The sequence below is a fragment of the Nocardioides marmotae genome (assembly GCF_013177455.1).
Taxonomy (GTDB): Bacteria; Actinomycetota; Actinomycetes; order Propionibacteriales; family Nocardioidaceae; genus Nocardioides; species Nocardioides marmotae.
This window is the reverse complement of record NZ_CP053660.1, coordinates 2,951,895-2,972,944: the sequence shown is the minus strand read 5'-3', so window position 1 is coordinate 2,972,944 and position 21,050 is coordinate 2,951,895. Positions and strand designations below refer to the sequence as shown.

At 69.7% G+C, this 21,050-nt stretch carries 16 protein-coding genes and 3 rRNA genes; 10 read left to right on the top strand and 9 right to left on the bottom strand.

Features of this window, described 5'->3' with window-relative positions:
* The first annotated feature begins 8 nt into the window (after positions 1-8).
* The 6 genes from tyrS (at position 9) to HPC71_RS14150 (ending at position 9,182) form a co-directional block, all read left to right on the top strand.
* On the top strand, positions 9-1,280 hold the full coding sequence (tyrS, locus tag HPC71_RS14175) for a tyrosine--tRNA ligase (protein WP_171896823.1): 1,272 nt from the start codon (positions 9-11) through the stop codon (positions 1,278-1,280).
* Positions 1,277-2,320, top strand: a complete 1,044-nt coding sequence (locus tag HPC71_RS14170; protein ID WP_154616959.1) for an alpha-hydroxy acid oxidase — start codon at positions 1,277-1,279, stop codon at positions 2,318-2,320. The genes tyrS and HPC71_RS14170 overlap by 4 nt, the downstream gene beginning before the upstream one ends.
* Positions 2,321-2,707: 387 nt before the next feature.
* A 16S ribosomal RNA gene (locus tag HPC71_RS14165) occupies positions 2,708-4,223 on the top strand.
* Between the two features lie 373 nt (positions 4,224-4,596).
* Positions 4,597-7,725, top strand: a 23S ribosomal RNA gene (locus HPC71_RS14160).
* 169 nt (positions 7,726-7,894) lie between these two features.
* Positions 7,895-8,011, top strand: a 5S ribosomal RNA gene (gene rrf / locus HPC71_RS14155).
* The 16S, 23S and 5S rRNA genes sit together here, the layout of an rRNA operon.
* Positions 8,012-8,111: 100 nt before the next feature.
* Complete coding sequence (locus HPC71_RS14150; protein ID WP_171896822.1) at positions 8,112-9,182, top strand: tetratricopeptide repeat protein; 1,071 nt, start codon at positions 8,112-8,114, stop codon at positions 9,180-9,182.
* A gap of 14 nt (positions 9,183-9,196) precedes the next feature.
* On the opposite strand, the gene HPC71_RS14145 is transcribed toward HPC71_RS14150, so the two are convergent.
* Entirely contained in the window at positions 9,197-9,709 is a 513-nt protein-coding gene (locus HPC71_RS14145; RefSeq protein ID WP_154616248.1) for a hypothetical protein, read from the bottom strand.
* A 164-nt stretch (positions 9,710-9,873) separates the two neighbouring features.
* On the opposite strand from HPC71_RS14145, the gene HPC71_RS14140 reads away from it, so the two are divergent.
* The 3 genes from HPC71_RS14140 to HPC71_RS14130 all read left to right on the top strand — a co-directional run bounded on the left by HPC71_RS14140 (position 9,874) and on the right by HPC71_RS14130 (position 12,297).
* Positions 9,874-10,686, top strand: coding sequence for a PP2C family protein-serine/threonine phosphatase (locus HPC71_RS14140; protein ID WP_171896821.1), 813 nt, complete (start codon positions 9,874-9,876; stop codon positions 10,684-10,686).
* A 20-nt stretch (positions 10,687-10,706) separates the two neighbouring features.
* Positions 10,707-11,633, top strand: a complete 927-nt coding sequence (locus tag HPC71_RS14135) for an alpha/beta fold hydrolase (protein ID WP_171896820.1) — start codon at positions 10,707-10,709, stop codon at positions 11,631-11,633.
* Between the two features lie 145 nt (positions 11,634-11,778).
* On the top strand, positions 11,779-12,297 hold the full coding sequence (locus HPC71_RS14130) for a DUF3145 domain-containing protein (protein ID WP_171896819.1): 519 nt from the start codon (positions 11,779-11,781) through the stop codon (positions 12,295-12,297).
* Between the two features lie 28 nt (positions 12,298-12,325).
* Here the strand turns inward: HPC71_RS14130 and HPC71_RS14125 are convergent, their stop codons facing one another.
* The 8 genes from HPC71_RS14125 to HPC71_RS14090 form a co-directional block, all read right to left on the bottom strand.
* Entirely contained in the window at positions 12,326-12,745 is a 420-nt protein-coding gene (locus HPC71_RS14125; RefSeq protein ID WP_154616252.1) for a hypothetical protein, read from the bottom strand.
* 74 nt (positions 12,746-12,819) lie between these two features.
* Positions 12,820-13,242, bottom strand: coding sequence for a hypothetical protein (locus HPC71_RS14120; RefSeq protein WP_154616254.1), 423 nt, complete (start codon positions 13,240-13,242; stop codon positions 12,820-12,822).
* Positions 13,243-13,320: 78 nt separating this feature from the next.
* Positions 13,321-14,760 (bottom strand): acyl-CoA carboxylase subunit beta, encoded by a 1,440-nt coding sequence (locus tag HPC71_RS14115; protein WP_171896818.1) that lies wholly within the window; start codon positions 14,758-14,760, stop codon positions 13,321-13,323.
* The gene (locus tag HPC71_RS14110; protein ID WP_154616256.1) at positions 14,757-16,007 is read right to left on the bottom strand and encodes a beta-ketoacyl-[acyl-carrier-protein] synthase family protein; all 1,251 of its coding nucleotides are present in this window, start codon (positions 16,005-16,007) and stop codon (positions 14,757-14,759) included. The genes HPC71_RS14115 and HPC71_RS14110 overlap by 4 nt, the downstream gene beginning before the upstream one ends.
* 52 nt (positions 16,008-16,059) lie before the next feature.
* A complete protein-coding gene (locus HPC71_RS14105) occupies positions 16,060-16,305 on the bottom strand; it encodes an acyl carrier protein (protein WP_154616258.1) in 246 nt (81 codons plus the stop codon).
* A 71-nt stretch (positions 16,306-16,376) separates the two neighbouring features.
* Complete coding sequence (locus HPC71_RS14100; protein WP_154616260.1) at positions 16,377-17,381, bottom strand: beta-ketoacyl-ACP synthase III; 1,005 nt, start codon at positions 17,379-17,381, stop codon at positions 16,377-16,379.
* Positions 17,381-18,565, bottom strand: a complete 1,185-nt coding sequence (locus tag HPC71_RS14095) for an acyltransferase domain-containing protein (RefSeq protein WP_171897326.1) — start codon at positions 18,563-18,565, stop codon at positions 17,381-17,383. Before HPC71_RS14095 ends, HPC71_RS14100 begins: the two co-directional genes overlap by 1 nt.
* Positions 18,566-18,700: 135 nt before the next feature.
* Entirely contained in the window at positions 18,701-19,891 is a 1,191-nt protein-coding gene (locus HPC71_RS14090) for a PucR family transcriptional regulator (protein WP_253943719.1), read from the bottom strand.
* Positions 19,892-20,080: 189 nt separating this feature from the next.
* Between HPC71_RS14090 and HPC71_RS14085 the strand changes: the two genes are divergently transcribed.
* Positions 20,081-21,031, top strand: coding sequence for an alpha/beta fold hydrolase (locus HPC71_RS14085; RefSeq protein WP_171896817.1), 951 nt, complete (start codon positions 20,081-20,083; stop codon positions 21,029-21,031).
* Positions 21,032-21,050: the final 19 nt, after the last annotated feature.

Sequence of the window (21,050 nt, the reverse complement as noted above, 5' to 3'; positions counted from 1 at the left end):
GGCCCATCGTGTCCCTCGACCCGAACCTCCTCGACGACCTCGAGTGGCGCGGACTGATCGCCCACTCGACGGACCTCGACGCCATGCGCGAGGCCTTCGCCTCGGGGAGCGTGCGCTTCTACGTGGGGTTCGACCCGACCGCTCCGAGCCTGCACATGGGCCACCTCGTGCAGGTGCTGACCGCGCGGCGCCTCCAGGAGGCCGGCCACACGCCGTACGCCCTCGTCGGCGGCGCCACCGGCATGATCGGCGACCCGCGCGACTCCGGGGAGCGCACGCTGAACTCCCTCGACACCGTCCAGGAGTGGACCGACCGCGTCCGCCGGCAGATCGAGCCGTTCCTCTCCTTCGAGGGCGACAACGCCGCGACGATGGTCAACAACTACGACTGGACCGCCCAGGTCTCGGCCATCGACTTCCTCCGCGACATCGGCAAGCACTTCCCGGTCAACCGGATGCTCGCCCGTGACGTGGTCAGCCGGCGCCTCGAGGCCGGCATCAGCTACACCGAGTTCAGCTACGTGCTGCTGCAGTCCATGGACTTCCTCCACCTGCACCGGGCCGAGGGCGTCGACCTCCAGCTCGGCGGCTCGGACCAGTGGGGCAACCTCACCGCCGGCGTCGAGCTGATCCGCCGCGCGACCGGCGACCGGACGCACGCGTTCGTCACGCCGCTGCTGACCAAGGCCGACGGCACGAAGTACGGCAAGACCGAGGGCGGCGCGCTCTGGCTGGACCCGGAGATGATGTCGCCGTACTCCTTCTTCCAGTTCTGGCTCAACGTCGAGGACGAGAAGGTCCCCGAGCTGCTGCGCGTCTTCACCTTCCTCTCCCGCGAGGAGATCGAGGAGCTCGAGGCCACCCACGCCGAGAAGCCGTTCCTGCGGGCCGGGCAGAAGGCGCTGGCCGAGCACGTCACCAGCCTGGTCCACGGGGCCGAGGAGACCGAGCGGATCAAGGCGGCCTCCGCCGCGCTGTTCGGCGGCGGCGACCTCACCGGGCTCGGGGGCTCGACGCTCGGCGCCGCGCTGCGCGAGGCCGGCTCGGTGACCGTCGAGCGGGGGGAGGGGCTGCCGTCGGTCGTCGACCTGCTCGTCCTCACCGGCCTGGCGTCCAGCAAGGGCGAGGCGCGCCGCACCATCGGCGAGGGCGGCGCCTACCTCAACAACGTCCGCGTCGAGGACGTCGAGGCGGTCCCCGCCGCCGCCGACCTCGTCGACGGCACCTGGCTGGTGCTGCGCCGGGGCAAGAAGAAGTTCGCGGGCGTCGAGGTCCGATGACCGGCTGGCTCGGCGGCCTCGAGGAGCGGGCCCGGACGGTCCTGCCCGCGCCCGTCGCCGAGTACGTCGCGCAGGGGGCCCGCGAGTCGCTGACGACCGCGGCCGCCGTGGGGGCGTGGCGCGAGCACCGCTTCCTCCCGCACGTGCTCCGCGACGTCACCGACGTCGACCCCGGCGTCGAGCTCCTCGGCCGGCGCAGCGAGCTGCCCTGGGGCGTCGCCCCGACCACCCTGCAACGGGCGGTCCACCCCGAGGGGGAGCTGGCGATGGCGCGGGCCACCCACGCGGCCGGCGGCCTCGTCGTGGTCTCGAGCAACGCCGGCACGCCGTTCGCCGAGATCGGGGAGACCGGAGCCCGCTGGTGGCTCCAGGCCTACCTCCCTGCCGACCGGACGCTGGCCGAGCCGATGCTCGCCCGTGCTCGCGACGCCGGGGCCGAGGCCGTCGTCCTCACCGTCGACACCCCCGTGGTCGCCACCAAGTACGCCGCCGGGGAGAGCGTCTGGGCCACCGTCGACCCCGGCCTGGTCCGGGTGAACTTCGGGCCGGACCACGAGGGACGGCCCGGCGCCGACAAGGCCACCGACCTGGGGCCGCACGACCTCGACTGGCTCCGCGAGACCGCCGGCCTGCCGGTCGTGGTCAAGGGGGTGCTCCGACCCGACGATGCCCGCCGGTGCGTGGAGGCCGGTGCCGCCGCGGTGTGGGTCAGCAACCACGGCGGCCGCCAGCTCGACCGCGCGGCCACCACGGCGCACGCGTTGCCCGCGGTCGCCGCCGAGGTCGGGGCGGACGCCGAGGTGTACGTCGACGGGGGACTGCGCACCGGGCTCGACGTCCTCACCGCGCTCGCCCTCGGCGCCGACGCCGCGTTCCTCGGCCGCCCGCCCCTGTGGGCGTTGGCCGAGGGGGAGACCGGCGTCGCGCGGCTCCACGCCGAGCTGCTCGAGGAGACCGTCGAGGCGCTCCGGCTGGCGGGTTGCCGCACCGTCGCGGACACCCGCGGACTGCTCGCGACGCCGCCCGTACCCGGGGCCTGAGCAGCCCGAACGAGGCTGTGCCCGCCGTCACGCCGTCTCGGTTTGGTGTTTCCCGCGGACCCCGTCTAATGTTTTCCATGTCGCCAGGGAGCGGCGGGGAGCAAGGCCGGTCTGGCCGGGCTCCCGGCCCCGAGCGATGATCAGCCTTCAGGGCAGCGAGAGATCGTGTCGCCTTGTGGTGCGTGTGATCCTTGAGAACTCAACAGTGTGTCATAGTCGACGAATTAGTTTGTTATGCCCCGTCGGCTGATCTGATTGCCTTTTGGTGGTTGGGTTGGTTGATGGTTTCTTTGACAATGATTCTGACAATGTAATTGTCAGTGTCGTCTGTCAGGGCATCTCTTTTTCTCAGCACTGGTCCTTGTGGTTGGTGTTGGGTGTTGTTTTTCAACGGAGAGTTTGATCCTGGCTCAGGACGAACGCTGGCGGCGTGCTTAACACATGCAAGTCGAGCGGTAAGGCCCTTTCGGGGGTACACGAGCGGCGAACGGGTGAGTAACACGTGAGTAATCTGCCCTCCACTTCGGGATAAGCCTCGGAAACGGGGTCTAATACCGGATACGACACAGTTTCGCATGAGATCTGTGTGGAAAGTTTTTCGGTGGGGGATGTGCTCGCGGCCTATCAGCTTGTTGGGGTAATGGCCTACCAAGGCTTCGACGGGTAGCCGGCCTGAGAGGGTGACCGGCCACACTGGGACTGAGACACGGCCCAGACTCCTACGGGAGGCAGCAGTGGGGAATATTGGACAATGGGCGGAAGCCTGATCCAGCAACGCCGCGTGAGGGATGACGGCCTTCGGGTTGTAAACCTCTTTCAGCGGGGACGAAGCGAAAGTGACGGTACCCGCAGAAGAAGCACCGGCCAACTACGTGCCAGCAGCCGCGGTAATACGTAGGGTGCGAGCGTTGTCCGGAATTATTGGGCGTAAAGGGCTCGTAGGCGGTTTGTCGCGTCGGGAGTGAAAACACCGGGCTTAACTCGGTGCTTGCTTTCGATACGGGCAGACTAGAGGCATGCAGGGGAGAACGGAATTCCTGGTGTAGCGGTGAAATGCGCAGATATCAGGAGGAACACCGGTGGCGAAGGCGGTTCTCTGGGCATGTCCTGACGCTGAGGAGCGAAAGTGTGGGGAGCGAACAGGATTAGATACCCTGGTAGTCCACACCGTAAACGTTGGGCGCTAGGTGTGGGGCCTATTCCATGGGTTCCGTGCCGCAGCTAACGCATTAAGCGCCCCGCCTGGGGAGTACGGCCGCAAGGCTAAAACTCAAAGGAATTGACGGGGGCCCGCACAAGCGGCGGAGCATGCGGATTAATTCGATGCAACGCGAAGAACCTTACCTGGGTTTGACATACGCCGGAAAGCGCCAGAGATGGTGCCCCTTTTTGTCGGTGTACAGGTGGTGCATGGCTGTCGTCAGCTCGTGTCGTGAGATGTTGGGTTAAGTCCCGCAACGAGCGCAACCCTCGTCCTATGTTGCCAGCGGGTTATGCCGGGGACTCATAGGAGACTGCCGGGGTCAACTCGGAGGAAGGTGGGGATGACGTCAAGTCATCATGCCCCTTATGTCCAGGGCTTCACGCATGCTACAATGGCCGGTACAAAGGGCTGCGATGCCGCGAGGCGGAGCGAATCCCAAAAAGCCGGTCTCAGTTCGGATTGGGGTCTGCAACTCGACCCCATGAAGTCGGAGTCGCTAGTAATCGCAGATCAGCAACGCTGCGGTGAATACGTTCCCGGGCCTTGTACACACCGCCCGTCACGTCACGAAAGTCGGCAACACCCGAAGCCGGTGGCCTAACCCCTTGTGGGAGGGAGCCGTCGAAGGTGGGGCTGGCGATTGGGACGAAGTCGTAACAAGGTAGCCGTACCGGAAGGTGCGGCTGGATCACCTCCTTTCTAAGGAGCACACATCCCGATCACCACCGAATGTGTGGTGACGATGGGGGTGTCTCACTAGTGGAATCGTCGATGATGCTGTGCCTGGTTGTGCCGGGTCCTCTCAGTACTGCTCGTGCTGGTGTTCAAGCTCCTTTGGGGGTTTGGGTGCTGACATCGGGTGTGGAACCTGGGGGTCTGGTGGAGCTGGGGATGGTTGACACACTGTTGGGCTCTGGGGGATCACTCCCTCAGTGCTGTTCCTCCGCAGACCCCCTCCGATTCTTTGGTCGGTGTGGTGGCTGGTGGTGGGGTTGTTGTTTGTGAACTGGATAGTGGACGCGAGCATCTTGTAAGAAACTTTTGTAGTTGTTGTCTTCGTTGAGTGTTTGTGAGACAAGCTATGAAGGGCACATGGTGGATGCCTTGGCATCAAGAGCCGATGAAGGACGTAGGAGCCTGCGATAAGCCCTGGGGAGTTGGCAACCGAGCGTTGATCCGGGGATGTCCGAATGGGGGAACCCAGCTGGAGTCATGTCCAGTTACCTGCACCTGAATATATAGGGTGTGTGGAGGGAACGCCGGGAAGTGAAACATCTCAGTACCGGCAGGAAGAGAAAACAAAAGTGATTCCGAGAGTAGTGGCGAGCGAAATCGGAAGAGGCTAAACCTTATGCGTGTGATACCCGGCAGGGGTTGCGCATGAGGGGTCGTGGGACTGTCTTGTTGATTCTGCCGGATCGACACAGAGTAAGAAAACGTTCGTGAAGTCGAAGTCTGTTGGAAAGCAGCGCCGTAGAGGGTGATAGCCCCGTATGCGTAAGCGTTCGTCTCTGGGACGGTATCCCAAGTAACACGGAACCCCTGAAATTCCGTGTGAATCTGGCGGGACCACCCGTTAAGCCTAAATACTCCTTGATGACCGATAGCGGACAAGTACCGTGAGGGAAAGGTGAAAAGTACCCCTGGCGGGGAGTGAAATAGTACCTGAAACCGTGTGCCTACAATCCGTCAGAGCCCGGCTGCCCCTTGTGGGTGTTGGGGTGATGGCGTGCCTTTTGAAGAATGAGCCTGCGAGTTTGCGTTGTGTTGCGAGGTTAACCGTGTGGGGAAGCCGTAGCGAAAGCGAGTCCTAATAGGGCGGTTGAGTAGCACGATCAAGACCCGAAGCGAAGTGATCTATCCATGGGCAGGTTGAAGCGCGGGTAAGACCGCGTGGAGGACCGAACCCACTTAGGTTGAAAACTGAGGGGATGACCTGTGGATAGGGGTGAAAGGCCAATCAAACTTCGTGATAGCTGGTTCTCCCCGAAATGCATTTAGGTGCAGCGTCGCGTGTTTCTTGCCGGAGGTAGAGCACTGGATAGCCGATGGGCCCTACAAGGTTACTGACGTTAGCCAAACTCCGAATGCCGGTAAGTGAGAGCGCGGCAGTGAGACTGCGGGGGATAAGCTCCGTAGTCGAGAGGGAAACAGCCCAGACCATCAGCTAAGGCCCCTAAGCGGTGACTAAGTGGAAAAGGATGTGGAGTCGCATTGACAACCAGGAGGTTGGCTTGGAAGCAGCCACCCTTGAAAGAGTGCGTAATAGCTCACTGGTCAAGTGATTCCGCGCCGACAATGTAGCGGGGCTCAAGTCATCCGCCGAAGCTATGGCATTCACACAATAACTAAGCTCTTGTGGTTCAGGTGTGTGGATGGGTAGGGGAGCGTCGTGTCGGGAGTGAAGCTCCGGGGTGACCCAGGGGTGGATCCGACACGAGTGAGAATGCAGGCATGAGTAGCGAATCACGTGTGAGAAACACGTGCGCCGAATGATCAAGGGTTCCAGGGTCAAGCTAATCTGCCCTGGGTAAGTCGGGACCTAAGGCGAGGCCGACAGGCGTAGTCGATGGACAACGGGTTGATATTCCCGTACCGGCAAAGTAGCGCCCATGACGAACCTGGTGATGCTAACCACCCGAAACCACGTTTACTGAACCCTTCGGGGGGATGGGATGTGGCGGAGCGTGGGACCCGAGCTGGTAGTAGTCAAGCGATGGGGTGACGCAGGAAGGTAGTCCAACCACGGCGATGGTTGTCCGTGGCCAAGGATGTAGGACGTCGGGTAGGCAAATCCGTCCGGCTGTCTTTGATGACGAGTCTGAGATCTGATGGGGACCCGTATGGGGAAGTGGATGATCCTATGCTGTCGAGAAAAACCTCTAGCGAGCTATGCGCCGCCCGTACCCCAAACCGACTCAGGTGATCAGGTAGAGAATACCAAGGCGATCGAGCGAACCATGGTTAAGGAACTCGGCAAAATGCCCCCGTAACTTCGGGAGAAGGGGGGCCCGATCCGTCAACCACCTTGCGTGGGGAAGCGGAGGAGGCCGCAGAGACCAGGCCCAAGCGACTGTTTACTAAAAACACAGGTCCGTGCGAAGTTGTAAGACGATGTATACGGACTGACTCCTGCCCGGTGCTGGAAGGTTAAGGGGACCTGTTAGAGCCTTAGGGTTCGAAGCGGAGAACTTAAGCCCCAGTAAACGGCGGTGGTAACTATAACCATCCTAAGGTAGCGAAATTCCTTGTCGGGTAAGTTCCGACCTGCACGAATGGAGTAACGACTTGGGCGCTGTCTCAACCGTGGACTCGGCGAAATTGCACTACGAGTAAAGATGCTCGTTACGCGCGGCAGGACGGAAAGACCCCGGGACCTTTACTATAGTTTGGTATTGGTGTTTGGTTCGGCTTGTGTAGGATAGGTGGGAGACTGTGAAGCATTCACGCCAGTGGGTGTGGAGTCATCGTTGAAATACCACTCTGGTCGTACTAGATGTCTAACCTAGGTCCGTAATCCGGATCAGGGACAGTGCCTGATGGGTAGTTTAACTGGGGCGGTTGCCTCCTAAAATGTAACGGAGGCGCTCAAAGGTTCCCTCAGCCTGGTTGGCAATCAGGTGGCGAGTGTAAGTGCACAAGGGAGCTTGACTGTGAGACAGACATGTCGAGCAGGACGAAAGTCGGAACTAGTGATCCGGCCACGGCATGTGGAAGCGTGGTCGCTCAACGGATAAAAGGTACCCCGGGGATAACAGGCTGATCTTCCCCAAGAGTCCATATCGACGGGATGGTTTGGCACCTCGATGTCGGCTCGTCGCATCCTGGGGCTGGAGCAGGTCCCAAGGGTTGGGCTGTTCGCCCATTAAAGCGGCACGCGAGCTGGGTTTAGAACGTCGTGAGACAGTTCGGTCCCTATCCGCCGCGCGCGCAGGAAACTTGAGAAAGGCTGTCCCTAGTACGAGAGGACCGGGATGGACGAACCTCTGGTGTGCCAGTTGTCCCGCCAGGGGCACGGCTGGTTAGCTACGTTCGGAAGTGATAACCGCTGAATGCATCTAAGCGGGAAGCACGTTTCAAGATGAGGTTTCCCACCACGTTAAGTGGGTAAGGCCCCCAGCAGAACACTGGGTTGATAGGCCGGAGGTGTACAGCAGTAATGCCTAGCCGACCGGTACTAATAGGCCGAGGGCTTGTCCCACAACCACTCAACCAAGACAACAACTGTCCTTGCGAGTGCTCGCGTCCACGAATCCAGAACACAACACCGCCCACGTGAGTGGGTCACAGGTGAATAGAGGCTTGGAACACACGCCATCCCCGAAGAGCACATCCGTGCCCGGAGTCGATGGAGTGTGGACCGCTAGAGTTACGGCGGCCATAGCGAAAGGGAAACACCCGGTCCCTTCCCGAACCCGGAAGTTAAGCCTTTCAGCGCCGATGGTACTGCAACCGCGAGGTTGTGGGAGAGTAGGACGCCGCCGGACATACACTCCGTAGAGGCCACCGCAAGGTGGCCTCTACGTGTTTTTCCCCCCGAAGTACGTCGGAACGGGCCCAGCGGGCCAGGAAGCGAAGAGGTGTGTCGTGGCCGAGGAGCGTCGCAACCAGCGGCCGTCCCAGGGATCGGGCGGCGGAAGCCGGTCCGGAGGGCCACGGAGCGGGAAGCCTGCCTCCGGTGGCCGTGGCCGTCCCGCCGCGTCGGGCGGAGGCCGCCCGGACAGGTCCGGCAGCGGACGCCCGCAGAAGGCCGGCCCCGGTGGCTCCGGTGGCACCGGTGGCTCGAGTCGCTCCAGCGAGCGCTCCGACCGCTTCGAGCCGCGCAGCGAGGACCGCCGCGACCGGCGCACCGGTGGCGGTCGCCCCGAGCGGGGCAGCCGTCCCGAGCGCAGCGACCGTGGCGACCGGCCGGGCCGCAAGCAGGACTGGAAGCGCCCGACCGACAAGCAGGTCGACCGCACCCAGGAGCAGGCCCGCTACGACGGTCCGGACCTGCCAGAGCACATCACCGGCAAGGAGCTCGACCGGGCGATCACGGCGCAGCTCAAGGGCCTGCCCGAGAAGCTCGCGTCGCGGGTGGCCCGCCACCTCGCTGCGGCCGGGTCGCTCATCGACGACGACCCGGAGACCGCCTACCAGCACACGCTGGCGGCCCGGGCCCGTGCACCGCGGCTCGCGGTCGTCCGCGAGGCGACCGGCGAGGCGGCGTACGCCGCGGGTCACTACGCCGAGGCGCTCGCCGAGCTGCGCGCCGCCAAGCGGATGAACGGTCAGACGGCGTACCTGCCGATCATGGCCGACTGCCACCGCGCGCTCGGCCACCCCGACCAGGCGCTCAAGCTCGCGAAGAGCCCGTCGGTGGCGAACTTCGCGCCCGAGGCCAAGGCCGAGATGACCATCGTCGAGGCCGGCGCCCGGCGCGACATGGGTCAGCTCGACGCCGCGCTCCGCACCCTGGAGCTGGCGCCGCTGACCTCGAAGAACCGCTCGTCGTGGGTGGTCCGGCTGCGCTACGCCTACGCCGACACCCTCGAGGCCGCGGGCCGGCTCAACGACGCGCTCACCTGGTTCCACCGCACGCACGCGGTCGACAGCGACGAGATCACCGACGCCGCCGCTCGCGCCGACGCGCTCGAGAAGCGCATCCCGCAGGAGTGAGTCGTCCGCCGTGGTCAGCGTCCCAGCACGGTGACCACGGCGTGCTCGACCCCGGCCTCCTGGGTCCCGGCACGGATCCCGTCCTGGTAGCCGACCCGGATCCGGTCCAGCACCACCACGGCCGGCGTCGCAGCGCTCACCTCGACCACCAGGGAGTCGCCGGGCTCGAGGCGGTTGCCCGCCGGCGCGACCAGCTCCCGGCAGAACGTCGCGGGGTCGGAGGTGACCACCGGCGATCCGCCCTTGCACAGCAGGGGAGCCACGTCGACGTCGGTGTTGGCGGTGGCGTGCACCTTGACGCCGTCCACGGCGAGGGTGCGGTCGCCCGGTGCCGCGAACATCCCGACGTAGACCGGCGTGTCCACCGCGGTGGTCGCCCGGCGCTGGTCGGCCGAGGTGGCGAGCACGGGCGGGTGCGTGGCGTACCAGCCGAGCACGGCCAGGAGCGCGAGCCCCAGGAGCGCCGGCACGACCCAGCGGACGAGGCGACGCCGCGGGCGCACCTCGAGGGCGACGTCGGTCGTCATGCCCGAGAGAGTAGGGCACGTCACACCGCGCTTACGGACGACATGCGTCGGGTACAGCGACCCTGGTCCTTGACCCCCGCGTCGAGCGGCGGTTCACTGCGGGCAGTCGTGGAGGAGTGTCGATGATGTGGTTCTCGGGAGCCGGTGCCACTCACACGGGCCACGTGCGCGACCACAACGAGGACTCCGGCTTCCTCGCCCCGTGTGTCGGCCTCGTGGCCGACGGGGTGGGGGGCGCCGAGGCCGGTGAGGTCGCCTCCGCGACGGTCGCAGCCGCCGTCGTCGGCGCGGTCCTGGACGCGGGCGCCGACACGCCGGAGCGGACGCTCGTCCTGGGCGCCGACCGGGCCCGGGCGGGCATCCGCCGGGCGATCCAGCAGGACCTCACCCGGCTCGGGATGGCGACCACCCTCACCGTGCTGATGTGCGACGGCGAGCGGGTCGTGCTCGGTCACGTGGGGGACTCCCGTGCCTACCGGCTCCGGGACGGCGCCCTGGCCCAGCTCTCCACCGACCACACCTACGTCGCCCACCTGGTCGCCACGGGGCAGCTCGGCCCGGAGGCCGTCGGCCGGCACCCGTGGCGCAACGTCGTCCTCCGCTCCGTCGACGGCGACCCCGCCGACCAGGGCATCGACCTCGTGCCCGTCGAGGCCGCGGTCGGTGACCGCTTCCTGGTCTGCAGCGACGGGCTCACCGACCTCGTGCCGGACGAGGAGGTCGCGGAGCTGCTCGGCGCCGGCGCGCCGGACGAGGCGGCCGCCGCTCTCACCGAGGCCGCCCTGGCGGCCGGCGGGCGGGACAACGTCACGGTCGTGGTGCTCGACCTGGTCGACGGCTCGGTCGTCGAGGGAACGGCGGTCGGGGGCACGGCGGCCGAGGGCTCCGGGACCCGCCTCGGAGCGCTCGTGGACCCGGTCAACGTCGTCGACCCCGGTCCGGTCCGGTTCGGCAGCGAGGCCGCCAGCGCCCTGTGACCCGTGGCACACTGCCCGCCGTGACGTACCTGGAGCGCCCCGCCCTCGAGGGCACCGTCGCCGTCCGTGCCGGACGGCGCCTCAGCTTCGCGGAGTACGGCGCGGCGCGCGGGCCGGCCGTGGTGTGGATGCACGGCACCCCCGGCGGGCGCCGGCAGATCCCGCTGGAGGCCCGGGTCTTCGCCGAGGCCAGCGGGGTGCGGATCATCGGCATCGACCGGCCCGGGATCGGCACGTCGACCCCGCACCTCTACCGCGACGTCGCGGACTGGACCGCGGACCTCGCGGTCCTGCTCGACACGCTCGCGGTCGACACGCTACGGCTGGTCGGGCTGTCCGGTGGGGCGCCGTACGTCCTGGCGGCCGGGGCCGCGATGCCCGACCGGGTGCACGGCATCGGGGTGCTCGGGGGAGTGGCGCCGACGGTGGGGCCGGACGCCGCGCCCGGTGGCCCGATCCAGCTCGCCGTGCGCCTCGCGCCGGTGATCGAGGCGACGCGGGTTCCGCTCGGGGTCGGGCTGACCCAGGCGATCCGCCTGGTGCGACCGATCGCCGGCACCTTCCTCGACCTGTACGCCGCGGTGCAGCCGGCGGGCGACCGGAGGCTGCTCGGCCGCCCGGAGTTCAAGGCGATGTTCGTCGACGACCTGCTCAACGGCAGCCGGTTCCAGATCTCCGCGCCGATGGCCGACCTGGTGCTGTTCACGCGGGACTGGGGATTCCGGCTCGACGAGGTCGGGGTGCCCGTGCGCTGGTGGCACGGCGACGCCGACCACATCGTGCCGTTCCGGCACGGCCGGCACGTCGTGGACCGGCTTCCCGACGCCGCGCTGACCCCGATCGACGGGGAGAGCCATCTCGGCGGGCTCGGCATCGCCGAGGAGGTCCTGGGGACCGTCCTGGGGCTCGGTCCGCACCGCGCCGGTGTGGCCCGGGCGACGCGCTGACGACCCGCCTGGCGTAGCGCTGGTGCTCAGGGGCATCATGCGTCACAATGGGACCACAACTACATCGTTGTCACTCGACTGACTTCGACCGACACGAGATCGCTGGGGAAGGCGTAGCTCGCGCCGGAGGAAGAAGGAGGTCACGGTGACCGCACGCACTGCTACCCGCACCGCGACGAGGGGCGTCCTGTACGTCCACTCAGCGCCGTCCGCGCTGTGCCCGCACATCGAGTGGGCCGTCGGCGGTGTGCTGGGTGCTGCCGTCAACGCCGACTGGACCCCCCAGCCGGCGCAGGCAGGCACCTACCGCGCCGAGCTGTCCTGGACCGGCGCGCCGGGGTCGGCCGCCGCCATCGCCTCGGCGTTGCGCGGCTGGAACCACCTGCGCTTCGAGGTGACCGAGGAGCCCACATCGGGCACCGAGGGCTCCCGCTACTCCTACACCCCCGAGCTCGGCGTCTTCCACGCCGTCACGGGCCTCCACGGTGACATCATGATCCCCGAGGACCGGCTCAAGGCCGCGGTCGTCAAGGCCGCCCTCGGCGACACGACGCTGCTCGTCGAGATCGACAAGCTGCTCGGCAAGCCGTGGGACGACGAGCTGGAGACCTTCCGGCACGCCGGCGACGGCGCGCCGGTCCGCTGGCTGCACCAGGTCGTCTGAGCCGCGGCCCGGCGACGGGCCGCGGACCTCAGCGCTTGCGGTAGAGCCGGAAGTGCGACGGCTTGACCCAGCCCTTGTGGATCTCGGTGAGGCTCGTCTGCCACGTCACCCGCATCTTGATGGTGAACCGTCCGGGCTTCGTCGAGGCGTCGCAGATCGTCCAGCTCGACTTCCCCTTCGCCGGATCGGCGTCGACGTCGAACGCCCCGGACGCGAGCTTCTCGCCGGTCGGGTCGATGAGGAACGTCTCAGCGGCCCAGTCGTCGCTCGGCGGGTCGATGACGTAGTGGTAGTTGTACCGGTGGCAGCCCTCGCGCAGCTTGCGGTCGGGTGCGCTGGTCTTGCCCCAGTCCTTGTGCTGGTAGGCCGCAGCCGGCTGGATCGCCGCGCCCAGGCCCAGCAGGAGGGCGAGCAGCACGGGCGCGAGGATCAGCAGTGGGCGCGGCATCGGGACCTCCGGGGTGTGGCAGCGGTCACGTGTGCAACGCACCTCCGGCGCCCGGGGTTACGGCCGGGCGAGGCTCACGGCTTGCGCAGGCGGAACGTCTCGGTGCGCAACCGGCCCGGCTCCTCGCTCCAGCCGTCCCAGACGGCGAGCTTGGTGCGGATGGTGAACTTGCCGGGCCGGGTCACGACGCCGCACATCTTGAACCAGCGCTTCCCGGCCGTGGGCTCGCTGTCGCTCACGAGGAACGCCGAGCCGACCGAGCGCCCGTCGGGGTCCTTGATCACGACCTCCATCTCCCAGTCGTCGGTGGGGAGCGTGAGCCGGTAGCGGTAGGGGTAGGACGCGCAGCCCTTCTTCAGGACCCCGTTGGCCGCCATGACCTTGCCCCACTCCGGCTTGACGTCCAGCGCCGCGCCGGCGGTCCCGGGGAGGGCGAGCACGACGAGGAGCGCGAGCGCGAGCGGGCGGACGAGGACGCGGGCGGCGAGGTCGACCATGCCGTCATCCTGCCCACCGACCGGTCGCCGCATACCCCAGGGCGTGTCCGGCGGGCCCGACGCTGCCCCCGGTCCGGCTCAGAGGGGGATGTTGCCGTGCGCGCCGTGCCGGACGCCCTCGGCCTGGACGGCCGCGTCGATGGCGCGGGCCAGCGCCGATCGGGTCAGGGCGGGGTCGACGACCTCGTCCACGACGCCGATCTCGACCGCCTTGTCGACCCCGCCCGCGAGCCGCTCGTGCTCGGCGGCGAGCTCGGCCTCGACCTGGGGGCGGATCTCGGGGGCGACCTCCGCGAGCCGGCGGCGGTGGAGGACGCGGATCGCCGCGACCGCACCCATGACGGCGACCTCCGCGCCGGGCCAGGCGAAGACCCGGGTCGCGCCGAGGGAGCGGGAGTTCATCGCGATGTAGGCGCCGCCGTAGGTCTTGCGGGTCACCAGCGTCACCCGCGGGACCACGCACTCCGCGAACGCGTGCAGCAGCTTCGCGCCACGGCGTACGACGCCGTCCCACTCCTGGCCGACACCGGGCAGGTAGCCCGGCACGTCCACGAGGACCACCAGCGGCACGCCGAGCGCGTCGCACATCCGCACGAAGCGGCTGGCCTTCTCGGCCGAGAGCGAGTCGAGGCAGCCGCCGAGGCGCAGCGGGTTGTTGGCGACGACGCCGACGGTCCGGCCGCCGAGCCGGCCGAGGGCGGTGACGATGTTGGGCGCCCAGCGGGCGTGCAGCTCGAGCATCGTGTCGTCGTCGAGGACGGTCTCCACGAGCGGGTGGACGTCGTAGGCCCGCTTGCGCGACTCCGGCAGCTGCGCGGCGAGGTCGCGGTCCTCGACGTCGGCGACCCGCAGGCTGCCCTGGGCGCCGAGCAGGTGCGCCACCCGCCGCGCCTGGTCGAGCGCCTCGCGCTCGGTCTCGGCGAGCACGTGGACCACGCCGGAGCGGCGGCCGTGGGGCTCGGGCCCGCCGAGGCGGAGCATGTCGACGTCCTCGCCGGTGACCGACCGGACGACGTCGGGGCCGGTGACGAAGATGCGGCCCTCGGGGCCCAGCACGACGACGTCGGTGAGCGCGGGACCGTACGCCGCGCCGCCGGCGGCGGGGCCGAGCACGACGGAGATCTGCGGCACGCGGCCCGAGGCCTGCGTCATCACCTTGAAGATCCGGCCGACGGCGTGCAGGGACAGCACGCCCTCGGCGAGGCGGGCGCCGCCGGAGTGCCACAGGCCGATGATCGGGACGCCGTCGGTCATCGCGCGGTGGTAGGCGTCGACGACGACCTGGCAGCCCTGGTCGCCCATCGCGCCGCCCATGACGGTCGCGTCGGAGCAGAACGCGACGACGTGGGTGCCGTCGACGGTGCCGACCGCGGCGACCATGCCGGAGTCGTCGTCGGGGGTGATCAGCTCGAGGCTGCCCTCGTCGACCAGGGCCCGCAGCCGGGTGACCGGGTGGCGGGGGTCCTGCTCGCGCGGGAGCTTGGTCGCCGTGCGGGGCGCGGTGGGGGCCTGGGTCACGGGACGCTCCGGAACGCGAGGGCGACGTTGTGGCCGCCGAACCCGAAGGAGTTGTTGAGCGCGGCGATGTCCCCGGCGGGCAGGTCGCGGACCTTGTCGGCCACGTCGAGGCCGATGTCCTCGGGGTCCTCGAGGTTGATCGTCGCGGGCACCGTGCGGTGGTGGATCGCGAGCACCGTCGCGACCGACTCCAGCGCGCCGGCCGCGCCGAGGAGGTGGCCGGTCATCGACTTGGTGGAGGTCAGCACGGCCCCGGCGCCCTCGTCACCGAGCGCGTTGCGGATGGCGAGCGCCTCGGCCACGTCGCCCTGGGGGGTCGAGGTGGCGTGGGCGTTGATGTGGACGATGTCGGCAGGGGAGAGGTCGGCGTCGCGGAGCGCGAAGCGCATGGCGCGGGTGGCGCCCGCGCCGACCGGGTCGGGCTGGGCGATGTCGTGGGAGTCGGCGGTGATGCCGGCGCCGCCGGCCTCGGCGTACACCCGGGCGCCGCGCGCGGCGGCATGCTCGGCGGACTCCAGGACCAGCGCGGCGGCGCCCTCGCCGAGCACGAAGCCGTCGCGGCCCTTGTCCCACGGCCGCGAGGCCGCGGCGGGGTCGTCGTTGCGCTTGGAGAGCGCCATCATCTGGCCGAAGGCCGCCATCGGCAGCGCGTGGACCGCCGCCTCGGTGCCGCCGCAGACGACGATGTCGGCGCGGCCGAGGCGGATCAGGTCGATGCCCAGGGCGATCGCCTCGTTGCCCGACGCGCAGGCCGACACGGGGGTGTGCACGCCGGACTTCGCGCCGAGCGCGAGCCCGATGCCCGCCGCCGGGCCGTTCGGCATGAGCATCGGGATCGCGAGCGGCGAGACCCGGCGCGGGCCCTTGGCGAGCAGCGCGTCGTAGTTGTTCAGCAGCGTGGTGACGCCGCCGATGCCCGAGGCCATCGCGACCGAGAACCGCTCCGGGTCGACGCCGGCCTCCGTGGCGGAACCGGAGAGGCCGGCGTCGGCCCAGGCCTCGAGGGCAGCCACCATGGCCAGCTGGCCCGAGCGGTCCATCCGGCGTGCCTTCACCCGGTCCAGGACCTCGCCGGGCTCGACCGCCACCCGGGCGGCGATGCGCGCGCCCAGGGGCTCGGCCCACTCCTCGGTGAGCGGCGTGACGCCCGAGCGGCCCTCGAGCAGGGCGGACCAGGTGGAGGGGACGTCGCCCCCGACCGGGGAGGTGGCTCCCAGGCCGGTGACGACGACGCGCTTGGCGGACATGATGACTGCTCCTCGGGGAGGGGACGTGCGGGCGGGTCGGTGACGCGGGCCGTCAGGCCGAGGCGCGCTCGATGAAGGCCACGGCGTCGCCGACGGTGCGGAGGTTCTTGACCTCGTCGTCGGGGATGGAGACGCCGAACTTCTCCTCGGCGGCGACGACGACCTCGACCATGGACAGCGAGTCGACGTCGAGGTCCTCGACGAAGGCCTTGTCCAGCTGGACGTCCGCGGCGTCGACGCCGGCGACCTCGTTGACGATCTCGGCGAGGTCGGAGCGGATCTCCTCGGTGGTTGCCATGCGTGCTTCCTCTCGGGTTGGGGGTGGTGCGGGAATCGTGGGACCTGCCGGGCGCGGCTCGCGCCCGCGGGTCAGGGGACGGTGACGACCTGGGCGGCGTACGCCAGGCCGGCGCCGAAGGCGACGAGCAGCGCGGTGTCGCCGGAGCGGGCGTCGCCCTCGGCGATCATCCGGTCGAGGGCGAGCGGGATCGACGCGGCCGAGGTGTTGCCCTGCTCGGCGATGTCGCGGGCGATCCGGACGGTGTCGGGGAGCTTCATCGAGCGCGCCATCGCGTCGGTGATGCGCATGTTGGCCTGGTGGGGGACGAAGCAGTCGAGCTGGTCGGCGGTGATCCCGGCGCGGTCGAGCGCCTGCTGGGCGACCTTGGCCATCGCGAAGGAGGCCCACCGGAAGACCGAGCTGCCCTGCATCACCAGGTGCGGCATCGCGGGCGCCTCGGCGGCCAGGACGTCGCGCCAGTCGTGACGCGAGCGGATCAGGTCGGCCTGCTCGCCGTCGGAGCCCCAGACGACCGGCCCGATGCCGGGCTCCTCGCTCGGTCCCACGACGGCCGCGCCGGCGCCGTCGGCGAAGATGAAGGCGGTGCCGCGGTCGGTCATGTCGGTGATGTCGGAGAGCCGCTCGACGCCGACGACCAGGACGTGGCGGGCGCTGCCGGCGCGCACGAAGTCCGCGGCCATGGCGACGCCGTGGCAGAACCCGGCGCAGGCGGCGGAGACGTCGAACGCCGCCGCCTGGTCGGTGCCGAGCTCGTGGGCGATGGCGGTCGCGGCGGCCGGGGTCTGGACGAGGTGGCTGACGGTGGCCACCACGACGCAGTCGACCTGCTTGACGTCGACGCCGGCCCGCTCGAGCGCCTGCCGCGCGGCGGCGACCGACATCATCACGATGGTCTCGTCGGGGTCGGCGAAGCGGCGCTGCTTGATGCCGGAGCGCTGCTGGATCCACTCGTCGCTGGAGTCGATCGCGGCGACGACCTCGGAGTTTGGCACGACGCGCCGCGGGCGGTAGGCACCGATGCCCAGGATGCGCGCGTGGGGTGCGCCCGTCGCGGCGCGGATGGCGGCCGGCATCAGGCCGCGCCCTCTGGGTGGAGGCGCAGCAGCGGCTGGCCGGGGGAGACGAGGTCGCCGTCCTCGACGAGCCACTCGACGACCTGGCCGCCGTGGGCGGCCGTGACCGGGATCCGGTCGCGCAGGCTCGCGACGTCACCGATCGGTGCGCCCGCCGGCAGGACGTCGGTCGCCGCGGCGGCGCCGGCGATGTGGAAGGTGCCCTTGACCGGCGAGACGACCATCCGCCAGGTGGGCGAGGTCTCCATCGCCGAGGCCTCTCCGTGCTCGTCGCAGAAGGCCCGGGCCGCGTCGAGCTGGTCGGGGGTCTTCAGCGCGAAGGTCGCCACGCCCTTGAGCGCGCGCTTGGCGATGCCGGTCAGCGTGCCGGCCGGCGGCATCTCGAGGATGCCGGTGACGCCGAGGTCGGCCATCGTCTCCAGGCACAGGTCCCAGCGCACCGGACTGGCGATCTGGCCGACGATGCGGCGCAGGACCTCGCGGCCGTCGTGGACGACCTGCCCGTCGCGGTTGGAGATGACCCGGGTGCGCGGGTCGTGGGTGGAGACCGACCGGGCCAGCCGCGTGACGTGGTCGACGGCCGGGCGCATGTGCTCGGTGTGGAACGCCCCGGCGACGCTCAGCGGCATCAGGCGCGCCTTGGCGGGCGCGTCGTCGGCGAGCGCCGCGAGCTGCTCGAGGGTGCCGGCGGCCACGACCTGGCCGGGGCCGTTGTCGTTGGCGGCCGTGAGGCCGTGGCGCGCCAGGGTGGCGAGCACCTCGTCGCGGTCCCCACCGAGGACGGCGGTCATGCCGGTCGGCGTCACCGCGGAGGCGGCGGCCATGGCGTTGCCGCGCTCGCGCACCAGGACCATCGCCTGCTCGGCGGTGATGGCCCGGGCGCCCGCGGCGGCGGTCAGCTCGCCGACGCTGTGGCCGGCGACCGCGCCGATCCGTGCGAACGCGTCGGCGGGGTGCGGGAAGAGCTCGAGGGCGGCGACCAGGCCGGTCGCCACCAGCAGCGGCTGCGCGATCCGGGTGTCGCGGATGGTCTCGGCGTCCGACTCCGTGCCGTGGGCGACCAGGTCGACGTCGGCCACGGTGGCGAGCCACTCGAAGCGCGACGCGAAGGTCGGGTCCTCCAGCCAGGGGCGGAGGAAGCCGGGGGTCTGGGCCCCTTGGCCCGGGGCGACGATGACGAGCACGAGGTCCACCCTGCCGCCCCGACCCGCTCCCGCTCGCCTCGGACGCGGACGAAATCACACCCGGCGTTGTTGTAGGAACCCGACAACTTCCGACGCCGCGTCGCGACTACCCCGAGGACTCCCGCGCCGCCGGGGTCAGGTGACCCGGCCGGACTGGCGACCGAGGACCAGGGCGATGCGCAGGACGAAGGCGTCGCGGGGGCGGGTGGGGGAGAAGCCGGTGAGCTCGGTGACCTGGCGCAGCCGGTAGCGGACGGTGTTGGGGTGGACGAAGAGCACCCGGGCGGTGGCCTCGATCGAGGACCCCTCGTCGAGGTACGTCGCCAGCGTCTCGATCATCGTGCCGCGGGCCTGCAGCAGCGGCAGGTAGAGCTGCTCGACCAGGTGCCGGCGGGCGTGCCCGTCGCCGGCCAGCGCCCGCTCCGGCAGCAGCTCGATGCTCTGCACCGGCCGCGGCGCCCCGGGCCACCCGGCGGCCGCGCGGTGGGCCGAGACCGCGGCGCGGGCCGAGACGTGGGCGCCGGCCAGGTCGTCGGCGGCCGGGCCCACGACGACCGGACCGTCCCCGAAGATGCCGGCGACCGACTCGGCCCCCACGCGCGGGTCGCCCACGCCGCCCAGGAGCACCACCAGCCGGTCGCCCTGCACTGCGCACAACGCCTCGAGGCCCGCGGCCCGCGCCGCGCGGCGTACCTCCTCGGGCAGGTCGGCGGCCGTCCGGCCGTGCGGCACCGAGCCGAGGACCACGGCCACGTCGCCGGCGGCGCCCCAGCCCAGGGCGCTGGCCCGGCTGAGCACCGCCTCGTCGGTCTCCGAGCGCAGGACCGCGTCCACGACGAGCGCCTCGAGCCGGGCGTCCCAGGCGCCCCGGACCTCCGCGGCCCGGGCGTAGACCTCGGCCGTGGCGAAGGCGACCTCGCGGGCGTAGCGCAGCACCGCGGCGCGCACCGGCGGGACGTCCTCGGCGTCGAGCAGCCGGTCGATGTCGCTCTCGACGACCGCGATCGAGAGGCGGACCAGGTCGACGGTCTGCTGGAGGTTGATCACGCCGGCGAGGGCGCGGGGCGCGGCGCCGAAGACCGACGCGGCCAGCTCGTTGGCGCCCGGGGCGGGGGTGCCGTCGTCGGCCCGGAACCAGTCGACGAAGGCCTTGATGCCGGCCTGGACGATCAGCCCGACCCAGGACCGGTCCTGGGCGCTCAGGTCGCGGAACCACGGCAGCTCGGCGTCCATCCGGGCCGTCGCCGCGGTGCTCAGCGCTCCGGTGGCCCGCTGCAGGGCATCGGCCGTGCTCGAGGTGGGTACCACGGGGCGAGGGCTCGGCACGCCACGAGGCTAGTCCGCGCACCTGCCCGGGGGGTGGGGCGGTCCGACCGATCGGAGGACGCGCGGGAGGCTCGCGGCGCGGAATCTTGTTGCAGGCAAGGAAAAACGGGCGATCTCGCTCCCACCGACCCGGGTTCGGCCCTAGGGTCGGCGGACCACGAGCACCCCAGCTCCGACGAGGAGGACCGCGTGTCCCCGAAGCCCCATGAGGTCCAGCACGTCACCATCCACGGGCACCGCCGCGCGTTCGTGAAGGTCGGGACGGGGCCCGCGCTCCTCCTGCTGCACGGGCTCGGCTGCAGCCACAGCACCTGGGCGCCGGTCATCGACCTGCTGGCCCGCCGCTACACGGTGATCGCCCCCGACCTGCTCGGCCACGGGCAGTCCGACAAGCCCCGGGCCGACTACAGCCTCGGCGGCTTCGCCAACGGCATGCGCGACCTGCTCACCGTCCTCGGGATCGAGGAGGTCACGGTCGTCGGGCACAGCTTCGGCGGCGGCGTCGCGATGCAGTTCGCCTACCAGTACCCCGAGCGCACCGAGCGGCTGGTGCTCGTCGCCTCCGGCGGGCTCGGCCCCGAGGTGACCCCGGTGATCCGCGCCGTGACCACCCCGGGCTTCCACCAGGTGATGGGCGTGCTGACGCTGCCCGGCATCCGGCACGCCGGCAAGCAGGGGATGCGGCTGATGTCCGCCCTGCCCTCGCGCCACGCCCGCGACCTCGGCGAGATGGCCGAGATCTACGACTCCTTCAAGGACCCGGCCGCCCGCCACGCCATCCGCCACGTCGTGCGCGGCGTCGTGGACTGGAAGGGCCAGGTCGTCACCATGGCCGACCGGGCCTACCTCACCGAGGAGATGCCGATGCTGGTCGTGTGGGGCCGCGACGACAGCGTCATCCCCGTGCGGCACGCCGGCCGGGCCGGGGAGCTCGCCCCGCGGTCGCGCGTCGAGGTCATCCCGAACGCCGGGCACTTCCCGCACAAGGACCACCCCGAGCGGTTCGCCAAGCTGCTGCACGACTTCATCCGGACCAACCAGGCGGCGACGTACGACCGCGAGCGCGTGCGCGCGCTGCTCGCCCACGGCCGCAGCGAGCCGGCGCCGGTCGCCACGGTCACCGACATCACCAGCGCCTGACCACACGGCACCTGGCTAC